Origin of the sequence: Aeromonas sp. 9A, from assembly GCF_963900955.1 — a bacterium.
In the GTDB taxonomy this organism is placed as follows: Bacteria; Pseudomonadota; Gammaproteobacteria; order Enterobacterales; family Aeromonadaceae; genus Aeromonas; species Aeromonas salmonicida.
Map to the genome: position 1 here is coordinate 1,904,293 of NZ_CAWRFG010000001.1, position 17,826 is coordinate 1,922,118.

Annotated in this window: 14 protein-coding genes and 1 riboswitch; of the genes, 9 read left to right on the forward strand and 5 right to left on the reverse strand. The window is 58.9% G+C overall.

Features of this window, described 5'->3' with window-relative positions; genetic code table 11:
• Window positions 1-45: 45 nt before the first annotated feature.
• The gene (gene fadE, locus AACX78_RS09060; protein WP_159165992.1) at window positions 46-2,502 is read right to left on the reverse strand and encodes an acyl-CoA dehydrogenase FadE; all 2,457 of its coding nucleotides are present in this window, start codon (window positions 2,500-2,502) and stop codon (window positions 46-48) included.
• 246 nt (window positions 2,503-2,748) lie between these two features.
• Here fadE and lpcA point away from each other — a divergent pair, with 246 nt between their 5' ends.
• From lpcA to AACX78_RS09075, 3 genes are all read left to right on the forward strand, one after another.
• On the forward strand, window positions 2,749-3,327 hold the full coding sequence (lpcA, locus tag AACX78_RS09065) for a D-sedoheptulose 7-phosphate isomerase (protein WP_005309841.1): 579 nt from the start codon (window positions 2,749-2,751) through the stop codon (window positions 3,325-3,327).
• 17 nt (window positions 3,328-3,344) lie between these two features.
• Entirely contained in the window at window positions 3,345-4,118 is a 774-nt protein-coding gene (locus AACX78_RS09070) for a class II glutamine amidotransferase (RefSeq protein WP_159165993.1), read from the forward strand.
• Between the two features lie 329 nt (window positions 4,119-4,447).
• The gene (locus AACX78_RS09075; protein ID WP_005309846.1) at window positions 4,448-4,783 is read left to right on the forward strand and encodes an Hpt domain-containing protein; all 336 of its coding nucleotides are present in this window, start codon (window positions 4,448-4,450) and stop codon (window positions 4,781-4,783) included.
• 51 nt (window positions 4,784-4,834) lie between these two features.
• On the opposite strand, the gene AACX78_RS09080 is transcribed toward AACX78_RS09075, so the two are convergent.
• Complete coding sequence (locus AACX78_RS09080) at window positions 4,835-5,746, reverse strand: gluconeogenesis factor YvcK family protein (protein ID WP_059168588.1); 912 nt, start codon at window positions 5,744-5,746, stop codon at window positions 4,835-4,837.
• Window positions 5,747-5,859: 113 nt separating this feature from the next.
• Between AACX78_RS09080 and AACX78_RS09085 the strand changes: the two genes are divergently transcribed.
• A complete protein-coding gene (locus AACX78_RS09085; protein WP_159165994.1) occupies window positions 5,860-7,044 on the forward strand; it encodes an FIST signal transduction protein in 1,185 nt (394 codons plus the stop codon).
• 20 nt (window positions 7,045-7,064) lie between these two features.
• On the forward strand, window positions 7,065-9,161 hold the full coding sequence (locus AACX78_RS09090) for a hybrid sensor histidine kinase/response regulator (protein WP_059168586.1): 2,097 nt from the start codon (window positions 7,065-7,067) through the stop codon (window positions 9,159-9,161).
• A 229-nt stretch (window positions 9,162-9,390) separates the two neighbouring features.
• Here AACX78_RS09090 and AACX78_RS09095 read toward each other — a convergent pair whose 3' ends face one another.
• The 3 genes from AACX78_RS09095 to narQ all read right to left on the reverse strand — a co-directional run bounded on the left by AACX78_RS09095 (window position 9,391) and on the right by narQ (window position 12,942).
• Complete coding sequence (locus AACX78_RS09095) at window positions 9,391-9,966, reverse strand: LON peptidase substrate-binding domain-containing protein (RefSeq protein WP_005309859.1); 576 nt, start codon at window positions 9,964-9,966, stop codon at window positions 9,391-9,393.
• 625 nt (window positions 9,967-10,591) lie between these two features.
• Window positions 10,592-11,230, reverse strand: coding sequence for a two-component system response regulator NarL (gene narL / locus AACX78_RS09100; protein ID WP_017411638.1), 639 nt, complete (start codon window positions 11,228-11,230; stop codon window positions 10,592-10,594).
• Window positions 11,230-12,942: a nitrate/nitrite two-component system sensor histidine kinase NarQ gene (gene narQ / locus AACX78_RS09105; RefSeq protein ID WP_034523260.1), complete on the reverse strand. Its 1,713-nt coding sequence runs from the start codon at window positions 12,940-12,942 to the stop codon at window positions 11,230-11,232. Before narQ ends, narL begins: the two co-directional genes overlap by 1 nt.
• A 79-nt stretch (window positions 12,943-13,021) precedes the next feature.
• Window positions 13,022-13,161: riboswitch (molybdenum cofactor riboswitch) on the forward strand.
• Between narQ and moaA the strand changes: the two genes are divergently transcribed.
• The 4 genes from moaA to napA all read left to right on the forward strand — a co-directional run bounded on the left by moaA (window position 13,149) and on the right by napA (window position 17,815).
• The gene (gene moaA / locus AACX78_RS09110) at window positions 13,149-14,129 is read left to right on the forward strand and encodes a GTP 3',8-cyclase MoaA (RefSeq protein ID WP_005309868.1); all 981 of its coding nucleotides are present in this window, start codon (window positions 13,149-13,151) and stop codon (window positions 14,127-14,129) included. It overlaps the preceding riboswitch by 13 nt.
• Before the next feature lie 265 nt (window positions 14,130-14,394).
• On the forward strand, window positions 14,395-14,904 hold the full coding sequence (napF, locus tag AACX78_RS09115) for a ferredoxin-type protein NapF (RefSeq protein ID WP_159165995.1): 510 nt from the start codon (window positions 14,395-14,397) through the stop codon (window positions 14,902-14,904).
• Window positions 14,905-14,932: 28 nt separating this feature from the next.
• The gene (locus AACX78_RS09120; RefSeq protein ID WP_059168583.1) at window positions 14,933-15,196 is read left to right on the forward strand and encodes a chaperone NapD; all 264 of its coding nucleotides are present in this window, start codon (window positions 14,933-14,935) and stop codon (window positions 15,194-15,196) included.
• A 129-nt stretch (window positions 15,197-15,325) separates the two neighbouring features.
• Window positions 15,326-17,815 (forward strand): nitrate reductase catalytic subunit NapA, encoded by a 2,490-nt coding sequence (gene napA / locus AACX78_RS09125; RefSeq protein ID WP_159165996.1) that lies wholly within the window; start codon window positions 15,326-15,328, stop codon window positions 17,813-17,815.
• The last annotated feature ends 11 nt before the right edge of the window (window positions 17,816-17,826 follow it).

Sequence of the window (17,826 nt, forward strand, 5' to 3'; positions counted from 1 at the left end):
AAAAAACGCCTCCACATGGGAGGCGTCAGGTTCGTTTTCTGCGTATCAGGCAGCTCTGTGATAGGCCGATGGTTCGAACAGGGCCTTGTTGGCAACCAGGTCGATGGGGTCGAAATCATCAACGTTGATGGTACGCAGGCGGCTCTCTTCGGCCCGGCGCAGCAAGTCGGCCTCATTCTGGTTGAGCACACCGAGCGCCAGACCCGCATCCGCCACCTTGTCCAGTTGCATAAACAGACGCTTGATACCGTCAGCTTTGCATACTTTGTCAAACAGCGGTTCGGCCGCCAGCACGTCATCCAGCGCCTGTTCCAGCAAGCCGAAGGGGTTGCCCTCTTCGCGGGTCAGATACTGGCCCCGGGCCAGACGGCTGCGGGTCTCGCTCGGCGTTTGCAGCAGGCGGGCTACTTGCTGGTCCAGCTTGTCGCTCGGGCGCTTCATGTCACGGCCAAGGGGCAGCACTATGACGCGCAGCGCAAGGCCAATCCAGCGGTTCGGGAAGTTGCGCAGTAGCTCGTCGATCGCCTCTTGCGCCTTGAACATGGCATCTTGCAGTGCCCAGTGCAGCAGTGGCAGATCCGCCTGCTGACGACCCTCATCCTGATAGCGCTTGAGGGCACTTGAGGCCAGATAGAGCTGACTCAACACGTCGCCCAGGCGAGCGGAGACACGCTCCTTGCGCTTGAGCTCGCCGCCCAAGGTGCCCATGGCCATGTCTGACAGGAACGCCAGGTTGGCCGAGAGGCGGGAGAGTTGCTGGTAATAGCCCTTGGTCTGATCCTTGTAAGGAGCCGCGGCGAAGCGAGCACCGGTCAAGCCCAGCCAGAAACTGCGCACCAGGTTGCTGATGGCAAAACCGACGTGGCTGAACATGGCCTTGTCGAAATCCTTCAGCGCTTGCTCCTTGTCCGGATGGCTGGCTGCCAGCATCTCCGGCAGGACATAGGGATGGCAGCGGATGGCGCCCTGACCGTAGATGATCATGCTGCGGGTCAGGATGTTGGCCCCTTCTACTGTCACTGCGATCGGGGCTCCCTGATAGCCACGGGCCAGATAGTTGTTCGGGCCCATGCAGATGGCCTTGCCGCCGTGGATGTCCATGGCATCTATGATGCACTTCTGGGCACGGTCGGTGAGGTGGTATTTGACGATGGCGGAGATGACCGAGGGTTTTTCCCCCAGATCGATACCAGTCACTGTCAGGTTGGCGGCAGCGCCCATTATGTAAGCGTTGCCACCGAGACGGGCCAGCGGCTCTTCAATGCCTTCCATCTTGCCGATGGGCAGCTTGAACTGGCGGCGGATGCGGCTGTAGGCGCCGGTCGCCAGGGCCAGCATCTTGACGCCGCCCGTGCTGTTGGAGGGCAACGTGATACCGCGGCCAACCGAGAGGCATTCGACCAGCATGCGCCAGCCCTGACCGGCCATGGCCGGGCCACCTATGATGAAGTCGAGCGGTACAAACACATTGTCGCCACGGGTCGGACCATTCTGGAACGGCACGTTGAGCGGGAAGTGACGACGGCCTATCTCGACCCCCTTGATGTGGGTCGGGATCAGGGCACAGGTGATGCCCAGCTCTTCTTCGTCACCCAGCAGGTGATCCGGGTCGCGCAGCTTGAAGGCCAGACCCAGCACGGTAGCAATAGGGGCGAGCGTGATGTAGCGCTTGTTCCAGGTCAGGCGCATGCCAAGCACCTCTTCCCCTTCCCATTCACCCTTGCAGATAATGCCGAAGTCGGGAATGGAGCCGGCGTCGGAACCCGCTTCCGGGCTGGTCAGGGCGAAGCAGGGGATCTCTTTGCCTACCGCCAGGCGGGGCAGGTAGTGGTCTTTCTGCTCATCGGTGCCGTAGTGTTGCAGCAGTTCACCCGGGCCGAGAGAGTTGGGGACGCCTACTGTGGAGGCCAGCACGGCGCTGGCGCCACACAGTTTTTGCAGCACACAAGACTGGGCATAGGCGGAGAATTCCAGACCACCGTATTTCTTCTTGATGATCATGGCGAAGAACTTGTTGTCCTTCAGGTATTGCCACACCTCGGGGGAGAGATCGGCCCGCTCGTGAGTCACTTCCCAGTCGTTGACCATGCGGCAGACGTTTTCAACCGGACCATCCATGAAGGCTTGTTCTTCGGCTGACAGAACGCTGACCGGGATGGCGTGCAGCTTCTTCCAGTTCGGGTTGCCGGCGAACAGGTCCGCTTCCCACCAGGTGGTCCCGGCTTCGATGGCTTCCTTCTCGGTGCGGGACATCTCCGGCATGATCGACTTGTAGATCTTGAACAGCGGCTTGGTCAGCTGATTTCGGCGAAAATCCACCAGGTTGAGGGGGATGGCAATCACGGCGAACAGTGCCCACACCAGCAGGGGGACATGGCCATAGAGGGTGCCAGCGACCAGGGCGGCGGCCGTGGCAAGCGTGGATGTGAACAGAGACGCCCGGCGATAAGCCATGGCGCCGATCACCAGGATCACCCCGAGCAGAGTGAGGGTCGTCGTCATTTTTCGCTCCTTGCATGAGTTGCCGAAGTTGGCTAAGCAGTAGGTTGACTGATCCAGAGGTCTGACCTGTTGGATATGGCCCCTGTTGTAATTCATACGCACAAACTTATCAAGCTGTTTACAAGCTCGTTACCTTCACGCTGTGAGCGGCATAACGTCCTGCAGGCGGCATCTTGGCTGGCTGGGGGGCGACGATTGGATTGGCTTGTGCGACAATGACGCCGCCCACATTTTGGAAGAGACATCATGTACCAAGAACTGATCCGCAATGAATTGACCGAAGCTGCTGGCGTGCTCCAGGCGTTCCTAGCAGATGAGCAGAATCTGAAGAACATAGAGGCAGCCGCCAAACTGCTGGCAGACTCCTTTAAACAGGAAGGCAAGGTGCTCTCCTGTGGCAATGGTGGCTCCCACTGTGATGCCATGCATTTTGCCGAGGAGCTGACGGGCCGTTATCGCGAGAACCGTCCAGGCTATGCCGGTATTGCCATTTCCGATCCCAGCCACCTCTCCTGCGTCTCCAACGACTTTGGCTACGACTATGTGTTCTCCCGTTATGTGGAAGCGGTCGGCCGTCGCGGTGACGTCTTGCTCGGCATTTCCACCAGTGGCAACTCGGGCAACATCCTCAAGGCCATCGAAGCCGCCCATGCCAAGGGCATGAAGGTGATAGCGCTGACCGGCAAGGATGGTGGCAAGATGGCGGGTCTGGCCGACGTCGAGATCCGGGTGCCGCACTTTGGTTATGCCGACCGCATTCAGGAAGTGCACATCAAGGTGATTCATATCCTGATCCAGTTGGTCGAAAAAGAGATGGCCAAGTAATAAGGAGTCCGCTGGTTATGTGCGAACTGCTCGGCATGAGTGCCAATGTGCCGACCGATATCTGCTTCAGCTTTACCGGTCTGATGCTGCGCGGCGGCAAGACGGGGCCACACAAGGATGGCTGGGGGATCACCTTCTATCAGGGGAGGGGGTTTCGCACCTTCAAGGATCCCGAGCCCAGTGCCCAGTCGCCGATAGCCAAGCTGGTACAGGCGTTGCCCATGAAGAGTCGCGCCGTGGTCAGCCATATCCGGCAGGCGAACCGCGGCTGCGTATCGCTGGAAAACACCCATCCGTTCACCCGTGAACTGTGGGGCCGCTACTGGACCTTTGCCCATAATGGCCAGCTGACCGGCTACAAGCGACTTGCAACCGGGCGGCACCGTCCGGTGGGAGACACCGACAGCGAACATGCTTTTTGCTGGTTGCTCAACCGACTGGAGCAGAAATATCCCAAGCGTCCCGCCAATTTCCCTGCCATGTTTCGCTATCTGGCGACCCTGTGCGATGAATTGCGCGGACTCGGGGTATTCAACATGCTGCTGTCGGATGGGGAGTTTGTGATGACCTATTGCAGCAACAACCTGCACTGGCTCACCCGGCGTGCTCCGTTTGGCGAGGCCCGGCTGCTGGATGAAGATGTGGTTATCGATTTTCAGAGCGAGACAACCCCGGATGACGTGGTCACCCTGGTGGCGACCCGCCCGCTCACTGGCAATGAAAATTGGGTCAAAATGGCGCCCGGCGAGTTCAGCCTGTTTCGCCTTGGTGAGAGAGTATGCGGCAGTTAGATTCGGTAATCGTCTGATTTAAATGTAAAAAAATACCAGGGTAGAATCCTACCCTGGTTCTTCGCAGCAGCCATACAGGCAAAAAGGGATGAGAGAGGTGTTGCTGAGCTGCATCATTCTCACGGCCTTCATTGTTATTTAAATGTTAATTTATTGGCAATATTTATATTTCAATAACGCCTGCCTCTCGCCGAATTAATAGAGCTCGATCACACTTTCCTTCTCTCCACCGTTTGCCGGTCAGCAAGTGAATATGGGTGAGGGATGACGCTGTCACGTCGGGCATCTATAGTATGGTCTGTTTGAATACCACCAGAGAGGGCTGAGGGATGGAATGGTTGGATCAGAAGGTGCTGCGACAGCTGGCGGAAGATATAGGTCAGGAGATGATGCCGGTGGTGATCTCGGTGTTCATCGAGGAGGTGGGTGAGCAGCTCACCCAGCTTCGGCCTCTCTACGAACGGCGGGACTGGCCCGCGCTGGCCCGGCTTGCCCACAGCATGAAATCGTCCTGCGGCAGCTATGGTGCCCAGCTCAGCTATCAGCAGGTGGTGGCACTGGAGCTGGCCTGCAAGCACGAAGATGCCGACGAGGTTGCCCGCTTGCTGACCCAGCTGGAGCAATCCTTGCCTCAGGTCCTTTCCCACCTTGCCAATTATCACTGAGCTTGTTGCGCAGTGACCCCAGTGTTCATCGCTGCGCGTCTTTGCCAGTTACTAGCGTTGATTGATCAGTTGCTGGATAACCCTATCCAGCGCCAATTTGAGTTTCAGCCGATCGTGGCGATGGGGGAGGTCAGCCTCACCCAGTTCGGCCTGGATCAGCTGGCTGGCGAGCTCGACAGGATATTCCCCTGCTGGCGCCAGAATGGCATCGACACGGCCTGCACCGACCCGTGATTCCAGCCAGCGCCACTGATTGAGCAGACTCAACTGGCTGGCAGGGCCATTTTCGGCCACCAGATTGCAGATGAACACCAGCATGGCATCGCTCTCGTTGATGGCTTGCGCCACCTCGGCCAGCAGCAGGGGCGGCATGATGGAGGTGAGGAAGCTGCCGGGTCCGAGGATGATCATGTCGGCCTGAGCCAGGGCTTGCACTGCCTCGCGAGTCGCGGGTACTTCCGGGCTCAGGCTCAGGGAGAGGGGAGGCGTATCGAGTTGATCGATGGAGACCTCTCCCAGGATCTGGTTGCCACAGACGGTGTGGGCACACAGATCGGTGGGAAATTCTGACATGGGTAACAATTGTGACTCTATTTTCAGCATGTCACTGATGAGCTTGATAGCATCAAGAGGGCGTACGCAGAGGTTGTCGAGCGCCAGCAGCATCAGATTGCCGAGGTTGTGGCCCGCCAGTTCGCCGCGGCCGGCGAAGCGGTATTCGAACAGCAGGCTGCCAATACTGGGGTCGGTGACCAGTTGATTGAGGCAGTTGCGCAGATCTCCCCAGGCGATGCACTCCTGGCTCTTGCGCAGCCGTCCTGTGGATCCGCCGTCGTCCGTGGTGGCGACGATACCGGTCAGGCGCTGGCCGAGAAACGAGAGTGAGGAGAGCACACGGCCCATGCCGTGGCCACCACCGATGGCGACGACCCGGTCAAAGTCATTGATATTTTTCTGCCACATGCAGCTGTCCTGTGGTTGGGCTCAATCGAGGGCCATTCTAGCCGACGAAACGGGATAATTGTTTGATTAAGGTATGATTTTTGCTTACCTCCAGCATCATGAACAACTAGGAGATGGTGTTGAACTTTCTGACGGCTCACTCTCTTGAAGAGACCTCCCTGCTGGCTGCGCGGCAGGTCAGTGAGCGGCTGCTCGCTCAAGCACCCCATTCCCCTTCGCTGTTATTGGTCTATTTTACCCAAGCCCACGATGCCGAGGAACTGCGTCGCCACCTCAAACAGCAGTTTCCAGCCACTCGATTGATAGGGTGCAGCTCCTGCGGCGGTGTCATGACCCAGACAGGACACCATGCTTGTCAGGGATTCGGGCTGGCGGTGGCGGCTCTCTATGATGACAAGGGCGCCTACGGGGTAGCCGGGCAGACGGGGGATGACGTGGATGTACGCCAGTTGCTGCGCAATGCCATCGCCGATGGCGGGCGTCCTGGCGAATTGCCCCAGCTCATCTTGTTGCACGCCAGCCCGGGTCAGGAGGAGGCGATGCTTGCCAGCATCGAAGCCGAGCTGGGCACGACCGTCCCTGTCGTGGGGGGCTCGGCGGCAGACAACAGCGTCGGCGGTGACTGGCAGCTGTGCTGGGACGAGGGCAGTGCCCGCGAGGGCGTCGCGCTGGCCGTGCTCTATCCTGAGTGCCAGCTGGCGTTCCAGTTCCACTCCAGCTATGTCCCTACCGAGCATCGTGGCACCATTACCGCCCTGGCAGGACGGGAGATCCTCACCATTGATCATGCGCCTGCCGCCGAGGTCTATGCCCGCTGGATTGGACGAACCACGCCCTGGCCTGTGGGGCCCATACTGCGGGAGACAACGCTCTCGCCGCTGGCTCGTCAGGTGGGCACTCTGGACGACATGCCCTACTACAAGCTCTCCCACCCGGAGGCGGTGACAGAAGGGGGCGGTTTGCGCCTCTTTACCGATACCCAGATCGGGGAGAAATTGCTGCTGATGTACAGCAGCCAGGAGGGGCTGTTGCAGCGGAGTCTGAACGCTACCCGCATCGAACCCGAATACGGCATGACCACAGAGATGCGGCCGTTCGGGGCCCTAGTGATCTTTTGTGCTGGTTGTCGCTTGGCTCTTGGTGATAGCTTATGCCAATTCGTCGACCAATTTCACACACGGCTGGGGGATATCCCCTTTATTACCCCGTTTACCTTCGGTGAGCAGGGGCGTTTACCCCACGGTGAGCTGGCACACGGCAACCTGATGGTATCGAGCGTGATCTTCCTCGACAGCTGATATATGGCGCTGGAAACAAGATGATAGGTAATACCGAACTGGAAGCCCTCGGGGACAAGCTGCAGACCACGCTGGTGGAGCTGGTGCGTTGTCGGGAACGCGAGGCCAAATATCGCCAGGAGTCGCAGACCCTGCTGTGTGGCGTGGCTACGCTGGCCGATGCCCAGACCCTGGAGCAGGTGCTGGACAGTCTGATCCAGGTGCTCAAGCCCTTCATCGGTTTCGAACATGCGGACGTGGTGGCCTGGGAGGGGGATGTCGGCGTCACTCACCTCAGCACCCAGGATGGTGAAGTGGGTCGGGACTGGCAACTGACGCCCCTCTTCTCCCGCGCCATCGAGGGGGAAACACTGGTCATCTATGATCCCACCCAATTGCCTGAGCTGGCGCCGCTGGCCCACGTATCCGGCTGGGCCAGCGTCATGATGACGGGGCTGCGCGCCCCCGGTTTCTCCGGTGTTCTCATCTGCCGTCACGCCGTCATGGGTACCTTCGATCTCAAGAGCAAGGCCGCGATGCAGCGCTGCCGCCCGCTCATCTCCCAGGCCCTGGTCAACATCGCCTATCGTGCCCGGTTGCAAGAACAGGTTGAACTCAAGACCCTGGCGTTGCAGACCAGCGAACAGCGTTTTCGCAGCTTTGCTGGCATGGCCTCCGACTGGTTCTGGGAGACGGACACAGAGCACAGGCTCAGCTATGTGTCGGCGCCCGGCTATCACGGGGATGTGCTGGTGCATCAGCCCGGCCAGAGCCTCTACGATTACGCCTATGACAGACGGGATCCCGAGTGGGGCAAGTACCGTCGTCTCATCGCGCTGCATCTGCCGGTGCGGGCGGTACGGGCCCAGGTCAGCCTGGTCAAGGGCCCCTGCTGGATGGAGATCAACGCCGAGCCCTGCTTCGATGCCGCCGGTGTATTCATCGGCTATCGGGGGACTGCGCGGGATGTGGGCAACCAGATCCGCCGCGAGCAGGAATTGGCACGGGCGCGAGATGAGGCCGAGGCGGCCAACCGCGCCAAGTCGCAGTTCCTGGCCATGATGACCCACGAAATTCGTTCCCCCATGAATGCGGTGCTGGGCATGCTGGACTTGTTGCAGCACGCCCAGCTTGAACCCCAGCAGCAGACTCTGCTGGGACATGCCACCCACTCGGCACGCCTGCTGCAAACCATCATCGACGATGTGCTCGACTTCTCGAAAATCGAATCCCATACCCTGGAATTCCATTGCGAGACCCTGCACCCGACCCAGCTGTGCCAATCCCTGATCGAGCCGCTGCAAGCGCGTGCCAGTAGCAAGGGGATTATCCTGCGCTGGCTGGTGGATGAGGCAGTGCCCCCCCAGTTGCAGGGGGATCCGGTACGCCTGTCACAGGTCATCAGCAACCTGCTCGGCAATGCGGTGAAGTTCACCAGTCAGGGCAGCGTATCCTTGCAACTGGGTTGGCGCCATGAGCGGCTGCGAGTCTCGGTCACCGACACCGGCATCGGTATCTCGGCCGAAGATCAGGCGCTCCTGTTCGAGCCTTTCTCCCAGGTCGACAGCTCGGCGACCCGCCGTTTCTCCGGCACCGGCCTGGGGCTGGCCATCAGCAAGCGGCTGGTGGAGCTGATGGGCGGCGAGATCCGATTGCAGAGTGCCCCTGGTCAGGGCAGCTGCTTCTGGTTCGAGCTGCCCGGCATGGCGCTGCCATGCGAGTGCAGCAGCCGGCCCGAGCCGGATCAATTGCCCATTCAGGATCTGGATGTGCTGGTGGTGGAAGACAGCCCGGTGAACCAGCTGGTGGTCTCGCTCATGCTGCAAAAACTGGTGACCCGGGTACGACTGGCGGCCAATGGTCTGGAGGCGCTCGCCCAGGTGGCGGAGCAAAAGCCGGATCTCATCCTGATGGATATGCGGATGCCGCAGATGGATGGATTGGAGGCGACTCGCCGCCTGCGGGAGCTGGGCTGCAAGATGCCCATCGTCGCCTTGACGGCCAATGCCATGGCCGAGGACAGGGCTCGTTGTCTGGCTCAGGGAATGGATGACTTTCTGGCCAAGCCCATCAGCCTGATGCGGCTCAGAGAGTGCCTGCAACGCTATTTTCATCCCGAACTGCCGGATCGCAGGTAAAAAAAATGGTCAACCTGGGTGGTTGACCAATTCTTCAGCAAATACTGAAGAGAGCACGGGATAAATCGGGTTGTATTGTTCTATATGAAAAAGTCGTGCCAACTTTTTCAGAACCTGTTTATGCGGCTTGCAGCGGTATTGTCTGTTTTTATTGCTATCCGCTGTTTGCAAAATGCGAAATTGTTATTTTCATTGTGGGAATATTCGCATTTTGCAAAGACTCTTTGACTCACTGTGCGATCAGTCGGCGCAAGAATTGACGAGCCGCTTCGCTATTTTGTTTGGCAATCAACATCTGTTTTTCATAGATCGGCATGGGCAGGATCTCGAGCCAGCGTTGGCAGAGCCAGGCCGCATCGTCAAACTGCTTGTCCGGATAGAGCTCATCGAGCTCGGGATACTGCTCGAACACTTCCCGCAGCCGGGTGACCAGCGGCTTGTCACTGAAGTCTGAATGGGCGCTTGGCCAGTTCGGCAGGGCTTCGACCCTGGCACGGCGCAATCCCATCTCGTCCGTTTCCATCTCATGGATGCAGAAGCGTTCCATTCCGAGCACAGTGACGCCGAGCAGACCATCATTCAGGGTATAAAAATCGGTCACCTTGACCCGGGTACCGACCGGCAGGATCCGCCCGGATTTACCCGTGGTGGTCGCCTCTTCCATCACTATGCCGAACCCCTGGTCATTGATGAATGACTCTTTGAGCATCTGCAGGTGGCGCGGTTCAAACAAACGCAGCGGAAGCTTGCCACCAGGCAGTATGTGGGAAGGCAAGGGGAACAATGCCAAAGGTTGAAGTTTCATGTTCCGTCCTCCATTGAGTAGTTGCTGAATAGGACAATGCAGCGACTGTGCCAGAGGATGATAAAAGCCACAGAATGGGGGCGTCAGCATCCAGCTTTAGGGTTAAATTTATTAATAATCAGTAGTTTATGTTTTTATATTTTCTGCTGACGTGACCCCGTAGTCAGCTGAATACGGCCGGTTCCTGGTTACTCGGTCCCCACTCTCTTCGCGTCCTGAATTGAAGCGCATCGCATCTTGCAAAGAGCCAAGTGCAAAATGCGCATGGCCGTTGCGGCGGCTTGTGAGCCGCGCCGCTGGCCTGAGTGCAAGGTGCGAGCAGGCAGGGGAGCCCTGTTCGGGCACGAGAAGATAGAAGTGTGTCGCAGTGACGGATGTGGTGAATCGGCGGGTGACTCCCGCTTCCACACAAGCGGGATTATGTGGTCGTCCATCTTGCTTCTTGCAGAGGCAAAGGGTGGCAGGCCCGGTTTCGGGCGGATTTAGCGCAGATGGCAGATTCGGGCAAATTTAGCGCAGATAAGGAAAGCCCCGACGATGCGGGGCTTTGGTTTTTTCTCAGTCTGGTCAAGGCATGAATATAGAGCGCAACAAGGCGCTCGGTTGCATGCTCTGCCAGCGCGCGTTAGTTGCGCTGCTCCAGGTACATGACGGCTGCTTCCACGCGGCTTTGCGCCTCGAGTTTCTTCAGCAGGCTCTTGACGTGCACCTTGACCGTGCCTTCGGAGATATGAAGCACGGAAGCGACCTGTTTGTTGGAGAGGCCCTTTGCAATTTCGCGCAGGATTTGCATTTCGCGACGCGTTAAGCTTTCCAGCTTCTGTTGCAGGTGGTCCAGCTCGTAGATGTTCTCGAGGTAGGGACGCAGCGGCTCGCTCAGGATCTGCTTGCCGGTCATCACGTCTGCCAGCTGGGCCAGCAACATCTCTGGCTCGGTATCTTTCAGCAGGTAACCATCGGCGCCGGCCTTGAGCAGGGCGACTACGTCCTGGCGAGCATCGGAGACGGTCAGGATCACCACGCGGGAGGTGACTTCCTCGGTGCGCAGCGCCTTGAGGGTATCCAGACCGGAGAGCCCCTTCATGTTGAGATCGAGCAGGATCAGATCCGGTTCGGACTCTTTGGCCATGGCGACGGCATCGGTGCCGTTGGACGCCTCGCCAATCACCTCTATGTTCTCTTCCAGTGCCAGCAGTTGCACAATCCCTTTGCGCATGAGGGGATGGTCATCCACGACCAGAACACTATATTTCATCTCGTCCATCAGGCATCTCTTGTTAGGCTGGTGGGAAAGGTCAGATGTACGCAGGTGCCTCTGGGCGGCTGTTCGCTGATGGTCAGCAGACCATGCAGCTTGCTGGCACGCTCATTCATGATGCTGAGGCCATAGTGGTTGACCGCCGAGCTTGCGATCCCTATTCCAACACCGTCATCTGAAATCTGAACCTGAATGTTACCATCGGCGAGGGTCTCACAGCTAACATCAATCACTTGCGCGCTGGCATGTTTGATGGCATTGAGCACTGCCTCACGGATCAGCTGCAGAATATGAATGTGCTGACCCGCTTCAAGATCCGTGTCAGCCAGACCGTAATGGAGCCTGATCTCGGCCTGGGTCTGAGGCTTGAGCTGCTCCAGCATCACCTTGATGGCTTCCCCCAGATTGGCATCGCCGATGCTGAGGCGGAAAGTGCCCAGCAGCTCGCGCAACTGGGTGTAGGCGCTGCTGAGTCCCTCGTCGATCTGCTGCATGGCCGCCTCTGCCTTGGCGTTATCGCCCTTGGCAAAAGAGCGTTTGAGCAGAGTGGACTGGATTTTGAGGTAGGAGAGCGCCTGGGCCAGCGAGTCGTGCAGCTCGCGGGCGATGACGGCTCTCTCTTCCATCAGCAACAGCCGCTGATGTTGCAGCAGGGTCTGATCCTTGTGCAGCACCTGGGCCAGCAGCATGGAGAAGTTTTTCATCAGCCGCTCGTCGATGGGGTGAGTGCTTATCATGTCGAGCCGGCCGTACTCCTGCTCATCCATCTGCAGATGAAAGCTCACCACTGAGTCGAGATCGCCGGGCCAGCCCTTGCGGCCTGTGATGTAGTCCGGCATGGCGTTGTGTTCAAAGCGGGTCAGCCGGATATGGTCTATGTGCTGATGGGCCGCGGCCCGCTCCAGCAGTTTGAGCAGAGTGCGCCGACTCAGCGGCGCCGCATGCAGCTTCTGGGCGGTGGAATAGAGAAAGGAGAGGGTGTCGTTGGCCTGTTGCAGCTTGGCCGTTTTCTCTTCTACCTTGCTCTCCAGCTCCCGATAGAGCTTGCCGAGCTCATCTGCCATGGTGACGAAGGCAGCCGACAATTCTCCCAGTTCATTCTCGCAATGGGGAGGCAGGGTGAGATCGAACTCCTGGCGCTGGATCTGGCGGGCGCAATAGACCAGCTGGTTTAGCGGGGCCACCACCTGCTGACGGGTGAAGCGTACGGTAAACCAGGCGATGGTGATGATGGAGAGCAGGCCCAGCCCCTCCGCCAGTGCCAGCATGCGCACCTTGAACTCCACGTGGTACTGCATCTGATTGACGAAATCATCGATGGCCGCGACAAACTGTTCCGTATTGTCGGTGTAGCGTTTTGGGGTGGCGTTCTCGATGTGCTCGCGCATCATCTGCCATTGCAGCAACACCTCGCCATAGGTACGGCGCAGGGAGGCCGGAGTGATCCAGCGCTGTGTCTCTTGCAGCTCGCGTGCATGCAGGGTCTGTTCGAACTGATCGAGCCGTCCCAGCACTGGCTGGCCCTGCTCTATTTCGTAGGCCATGCGATAGGCCTGCATCCGCAGCGAACCCGACAGGTTGATCGCCTTGGCATCGGGCACCGAGTAAAACAGGGTCACCATGGCCACGACGGCGATCAGGCTCGCCATGAACAGAATGAGCACCATGGAACGCCCGATGGCGCTGCTGACCGAATGTACTTTGAACCATTTTCCCATGCTGGCTGGCGTCCCCGACCTCTGGCAATAACCCCATAAAGTTGCGTGGGAGTGTACTCCAACTTGTGCTAGCATCGAAAAACTAGATGAACTCCGAGCTGTTTTGCCTAAGTCCTTGGGATAGGGGAAAGCCGCCGTCAGCCGATGTTCGAGCTGTAAGGGTCAGGAAAGAAATGCCCTGGCCTCCCGTATTTGGAAAGGTGTTTATGTTGCCACTGCAAGATGGTTTTTCCCGTCGTTTTTACTATTTGCGCCTGTCGGTTACCGACGTGTGCAATTTTCGTTGTACCTACTGTTTGCCCGACGGTTATCGTCCCGAGGGTAGAAAGTCGTTCCTGTCTCTCGATGAGATCCGCCGCATTGTCTCCGGCTTTGCCGCCATGGGTACCCGCAAGGTGCGTCTGACCGGGGGGGAGCCGTCACTGCGCCGTGATTTCACCGCCATCATAGAGACGGTGGCCAATACCCCGGGTATCGAAAAGGTGGCCATGACCACCAATGGCTATCGCTTGAAAGAGCGGGCCCGGGAGTGGTTCGATGCGGGCCTCACCGCCCTCAATGTCAGCGTCGACAGCCTGGATCCCCGCCAGTTTCACCAGATAACCGGTGAAAACAAGCTGGCGGAGGTGATGGATGGCATTGAGGCGGCGCTGGCCGCCGGCTTCAAATCGGTGAAGATCAATGCGGTGCTGCTAAAGGGGCTCAATGACCATCAGCTGGATGCATTTCTGGCCTGGATCAGGCACAAGCCCATCGAGTTGCGTTTCATCGAACTGATGCAGACCGGCGAGATGGACACCCTGTTTCGTGACCACCACGCCAGCGGCGAGCTCATCAAGCAGCGGCTGCTGGATGGCGGCTGGGTACAGCAGTTGCGCGGTACTGATGATGGTCCGGCGCAGGTATTCATGCATCCGGCTTCGTTGGGGGGAGTGGGGCTCATCATGCCCTACAGCAAGGATTTCTGCGCCGGTTGCAACCGGTTGAGGGTCTCCTCGGTGGGCAAGCTGCACCTGTGCCTGTTCGGTGATAACGGGGTGGAACTGCGTGACTTGCTGTCAGCCGACAGCCAGCAGGATGCGTTGCAACAGCGCATTCGTCAGGCCCTCATCGGCAAGGCGGCCACTCACAGGTTGCATGAGGGGAATGCCGGTATGACCCCTCATCTGGCTTCCATCGGCGGTTAAGCCGCTAACGACTCTGCAAAAATAGCCATCGATTAATAAGCAATCCTCAAATGGGGGTATTTTGACCTGCCCCCATTCTTTGTTCCTGCGCCAAGGGTTTGATCCAGCGCAATAATCCCCCCTGTTTATCTCCCTGGTGGTATATCCCTGAACTTGTCAGGGCCGCAATATACACCCACTCTTATAATAGGTATTGAAAATGCCTGTCATGAGACTCGCTTGTGCGCTATATGGCACCAGACGTTACCACCAGGAAGGAGTCTATATGCCGGATAGGGTCAACCTGTCACGTCGTGGTTTGTTTCGGGGACGCCTGACATCGAGCGAGCCTCAGGTGCAGTTGCCCTGGTCCGTCGCCTGGCCCGATTTTGTGGCCGACTGCACCCGTTGTGGTGACTGTCTGACGGCCTGTCCGGAGCAGATCCTCATCAAGGGTGACGGTGGTTTCCCTGCGGTGGACTTCCTGCGCGGTGAGTGCACCTTCTGCGGTGACTGCGTCACAGCCTGCAAGGCGCCGGTATTTCGTTCCATGACGGAGGCGCCCTGGCAATACATAGCCCATATTGAAGCCAACTGTCTGGCCAGTGCGCAGGTCTTTTGCCAGCGCTGCCAGGACAGTTGCGAAACCCGTGCGATCCGCTTTTCTCCCATGCTGGGCCGTGTGCCGACTCCCAGCATAGATACCGCCTCGTGTACCGGTTGTGGCGCCTGCGTGATGGATTGCCCGGTGGGCAGCATCCGGGTTGGTGCGCCCAGACCCGAGGCTCCAACATGAATCATGTATGTGTGAAGCAGGAGCCACAATGAACCAAGAGTTCCATGTATCGAGCCTGGTGGTGCTGACCCAACCCCCCTTTCGTCACCAGCTCGCGCAGCAGATTGCGACCCTTGAAGGGGCCGAGGTCCACGCTGTCAGTGACGAGGGCAAGCTGGTGGTGACGCTGGAAGGTCCCAGCCAGCGCCCCATCATGTCAGCCATTGATGCGATACAGGCAATGCCGGGCGTGCTGTCCGCCGCCTTGATTTACCACCAGTTCGATGAGCTCGATGTCGAATGCAAAGAATAGAAACGCCGTGAGGCCGGAGCCGCGAGGTTCACGATGCCCGATAAAAGCAATAAAGCGCCATGAAGCTGAGCCAGCGCGGCTCGTCACAATGGCTGTCATTGATGTGATTACGCAATGCGAGGAGATGTCATGAAGCTGAGTCGACGCGACTTTATGAAGGCCAACGCGGTGGCAGCTGCCGCAGCCGTGGCCGGTGTCAGTGCCCCCACCCTGGCGGCGAACCTGATCACCAGTACCGACAAGACCGCCATCAAGTGGGATAAAGCCCCGTGCCGCTTCTGTGGTACCGGCTGTTCCGTGCTGGTGGGTTCCCAGGATGGACGTGTCGTGGCGACCCAGGGTGACCCGGATGCGCCGGTCAACCGTGGCCTCAACTGTATCAAGGGCTACTTCCTCTCCAAAATCATGTATGGCGAGGATCGTCTGACCCAGCCCATGCTGCGCATGACCAATGGCAAGTTCGACAAGAATGGTGACTTTGCCCCCGTCAGCTGGGATCAGGCATTCGACATCATGGCCGAGAAGTTCAAGGCGACCCTGAAAGAGAAGGGCCCCACCGCCGTCGGCATGTTCGGCTCCGGTCAGTGGACAGTGTGGGAAGGCTACGCCGCCGCCAAGTTGATGAAGGCGGGTTTTCGTACCAACAATCTGGATCCCAACGCTCGTCACTGCATGGCATCCGCCGTGGTTGGCTTCATGCGTACTTTCGGCATGGATGAGCCCATGGGTTGCTATGACGACATCGAGCAAGCTGATGCCTTCGTGTTGTGGGGATCCAACATGGCCGAGATGCACCCCATCCTCTGGTCACGGATGTCCGATCGTCGCCTCTCCAACCCTGATGTGCAGGTGCATGTGCTCTCCACCTTCGAACACCGCAGCTTCGAACTGGCAGACAACGGCATGGTATTCACGCCCCAGACCGATCTGGCGATCCTCAACTACGTCGCCAACTACATCATCCAGAATGACAAGGTGAACTGGGAGTTCGTCAACAAGCACACCCAGTTCCGCAAAGGCACCACCGACATCGGCTATGGCCTGCGTCCGACGCACCCGACCGAAGCCAGGGCCAAAAATCCCGGCAATGGCGACTCCATGCCGATGAGTTTCGATGACTTCGCCAAGTTCGTGGCGGACTACGACCTGGAGTCTGTCTCCAAGCTCAGTGGCGTGTCGAAAGAGAAGCTGGAAAAACTGGCTCAGCTCTATGCCGACCCGAGCAAGAAGGTGGTCTCCTACTGGACCATGGGCTTCAACCAGCACACCCGTGGGGTCTGGGCCAACAACCTCTGCTACAACATCCACCTGCTGACCGGCAAGATCTCCACTCCGGGCAGTGGTCCCTTCTCCCTGACCGGCCAGCCCTCTGCCTGCGGTACCGCGCGGGAGGTCGGCACCTTTGCCCACCGCCTGCCCGCCGACATGGTCGTGACTGATCCCAAGCACCGCGCCATTGCCGAGAAGATCTGGAAACTGCCGGAAGGCACTATCCCTGAGCAGGTGGGGTATCACGCCGTGCTGCAAAACCGCATGCTCAAAGATGGCAAGCTCAACGCCTACTGGGTGATGTGCAACAACAACATGCAGGCCGGCCCCAACATGAACGAAGAAGCGCTGCCCGGTTATCGCAACCCGGCCAACTTCATCGTGGTGTCCGACCCTTACCCGACCGTCACGGCGCAAGCGGCTGATCTTATTCTGCCCACCGCCATGTGGGTGGAGAAAGAGGGTGCCTACGGCAATGCCGAGCGTCGCACCCAGTTCTGGCACCAGCAGGTCAAGCCGCCGGAAGGGGCCAAGTCCGATCTGTGGCAGCTGATGGAGTTCGCCAAGCGCTTCAAGGTCGAGGACGTATGGCCCGCGGAGCTTATCGCCAAACAACCCGAGCTCAAGGGCAAGACACTGTTCGATGTGCTCTACGCCAACGGTCAGGTCGATCAGTTCCCCAAAGAGCAGAGCAAGGGCGAGTTCAATGACGAGTCCGAGTCCTTCGGTTTTTACGTCCAGAAAGGGCTGTTCGAGGAGTACGCCACTTTCGGCCGTGGCCATGGTCACGATATGGCGCCGTTCGATCAGTACCATGAGGCGCGCGGTCTGCGCTGGCCGGTAGTGGATGGCAAGGAGACGCTGTGGCGCTATCGCGAAGGGTTCGACCCTTACGTGAAGGCGGGCGAGGGGGTGCGTTTCTACGGCAAGCCCGATGGCCGCGCCGTTATATTCGCACTGCCTTACGAGCCGGCCGCCGAGGCGCCGGACAAAGAGTACGACATGTGGCTCTCCACCGGTCGTGTGCTGGAGCACTGGCACACAGGCACCATGACCCGTCGGGTGCCCGAGCTCTATCGCGCCTTCCCGGATGCGGTGCTCTTCATGCACCCGGAAGATGCCAAGGCCCGTGGCGTACGCCGTGGCGAAGAGGTGATCGTCTCCTCTCGCCGTGGCGAGGTGAAGACAAGGGTCGAGACCCGTGGTCGCAACCGTCCGCCCAAAGGCCTGGTGTTCATGCCCTTCTTTGACGCAAGCCAGCTGGTCAACAAGTTGACCCTGGATGCGACGGATCCGCTCTCCAAAGAGACGGATTACAAGAAGTGCGCCGTCAAGGTCGTCAAGGCGTAAGGTGGGGGAGC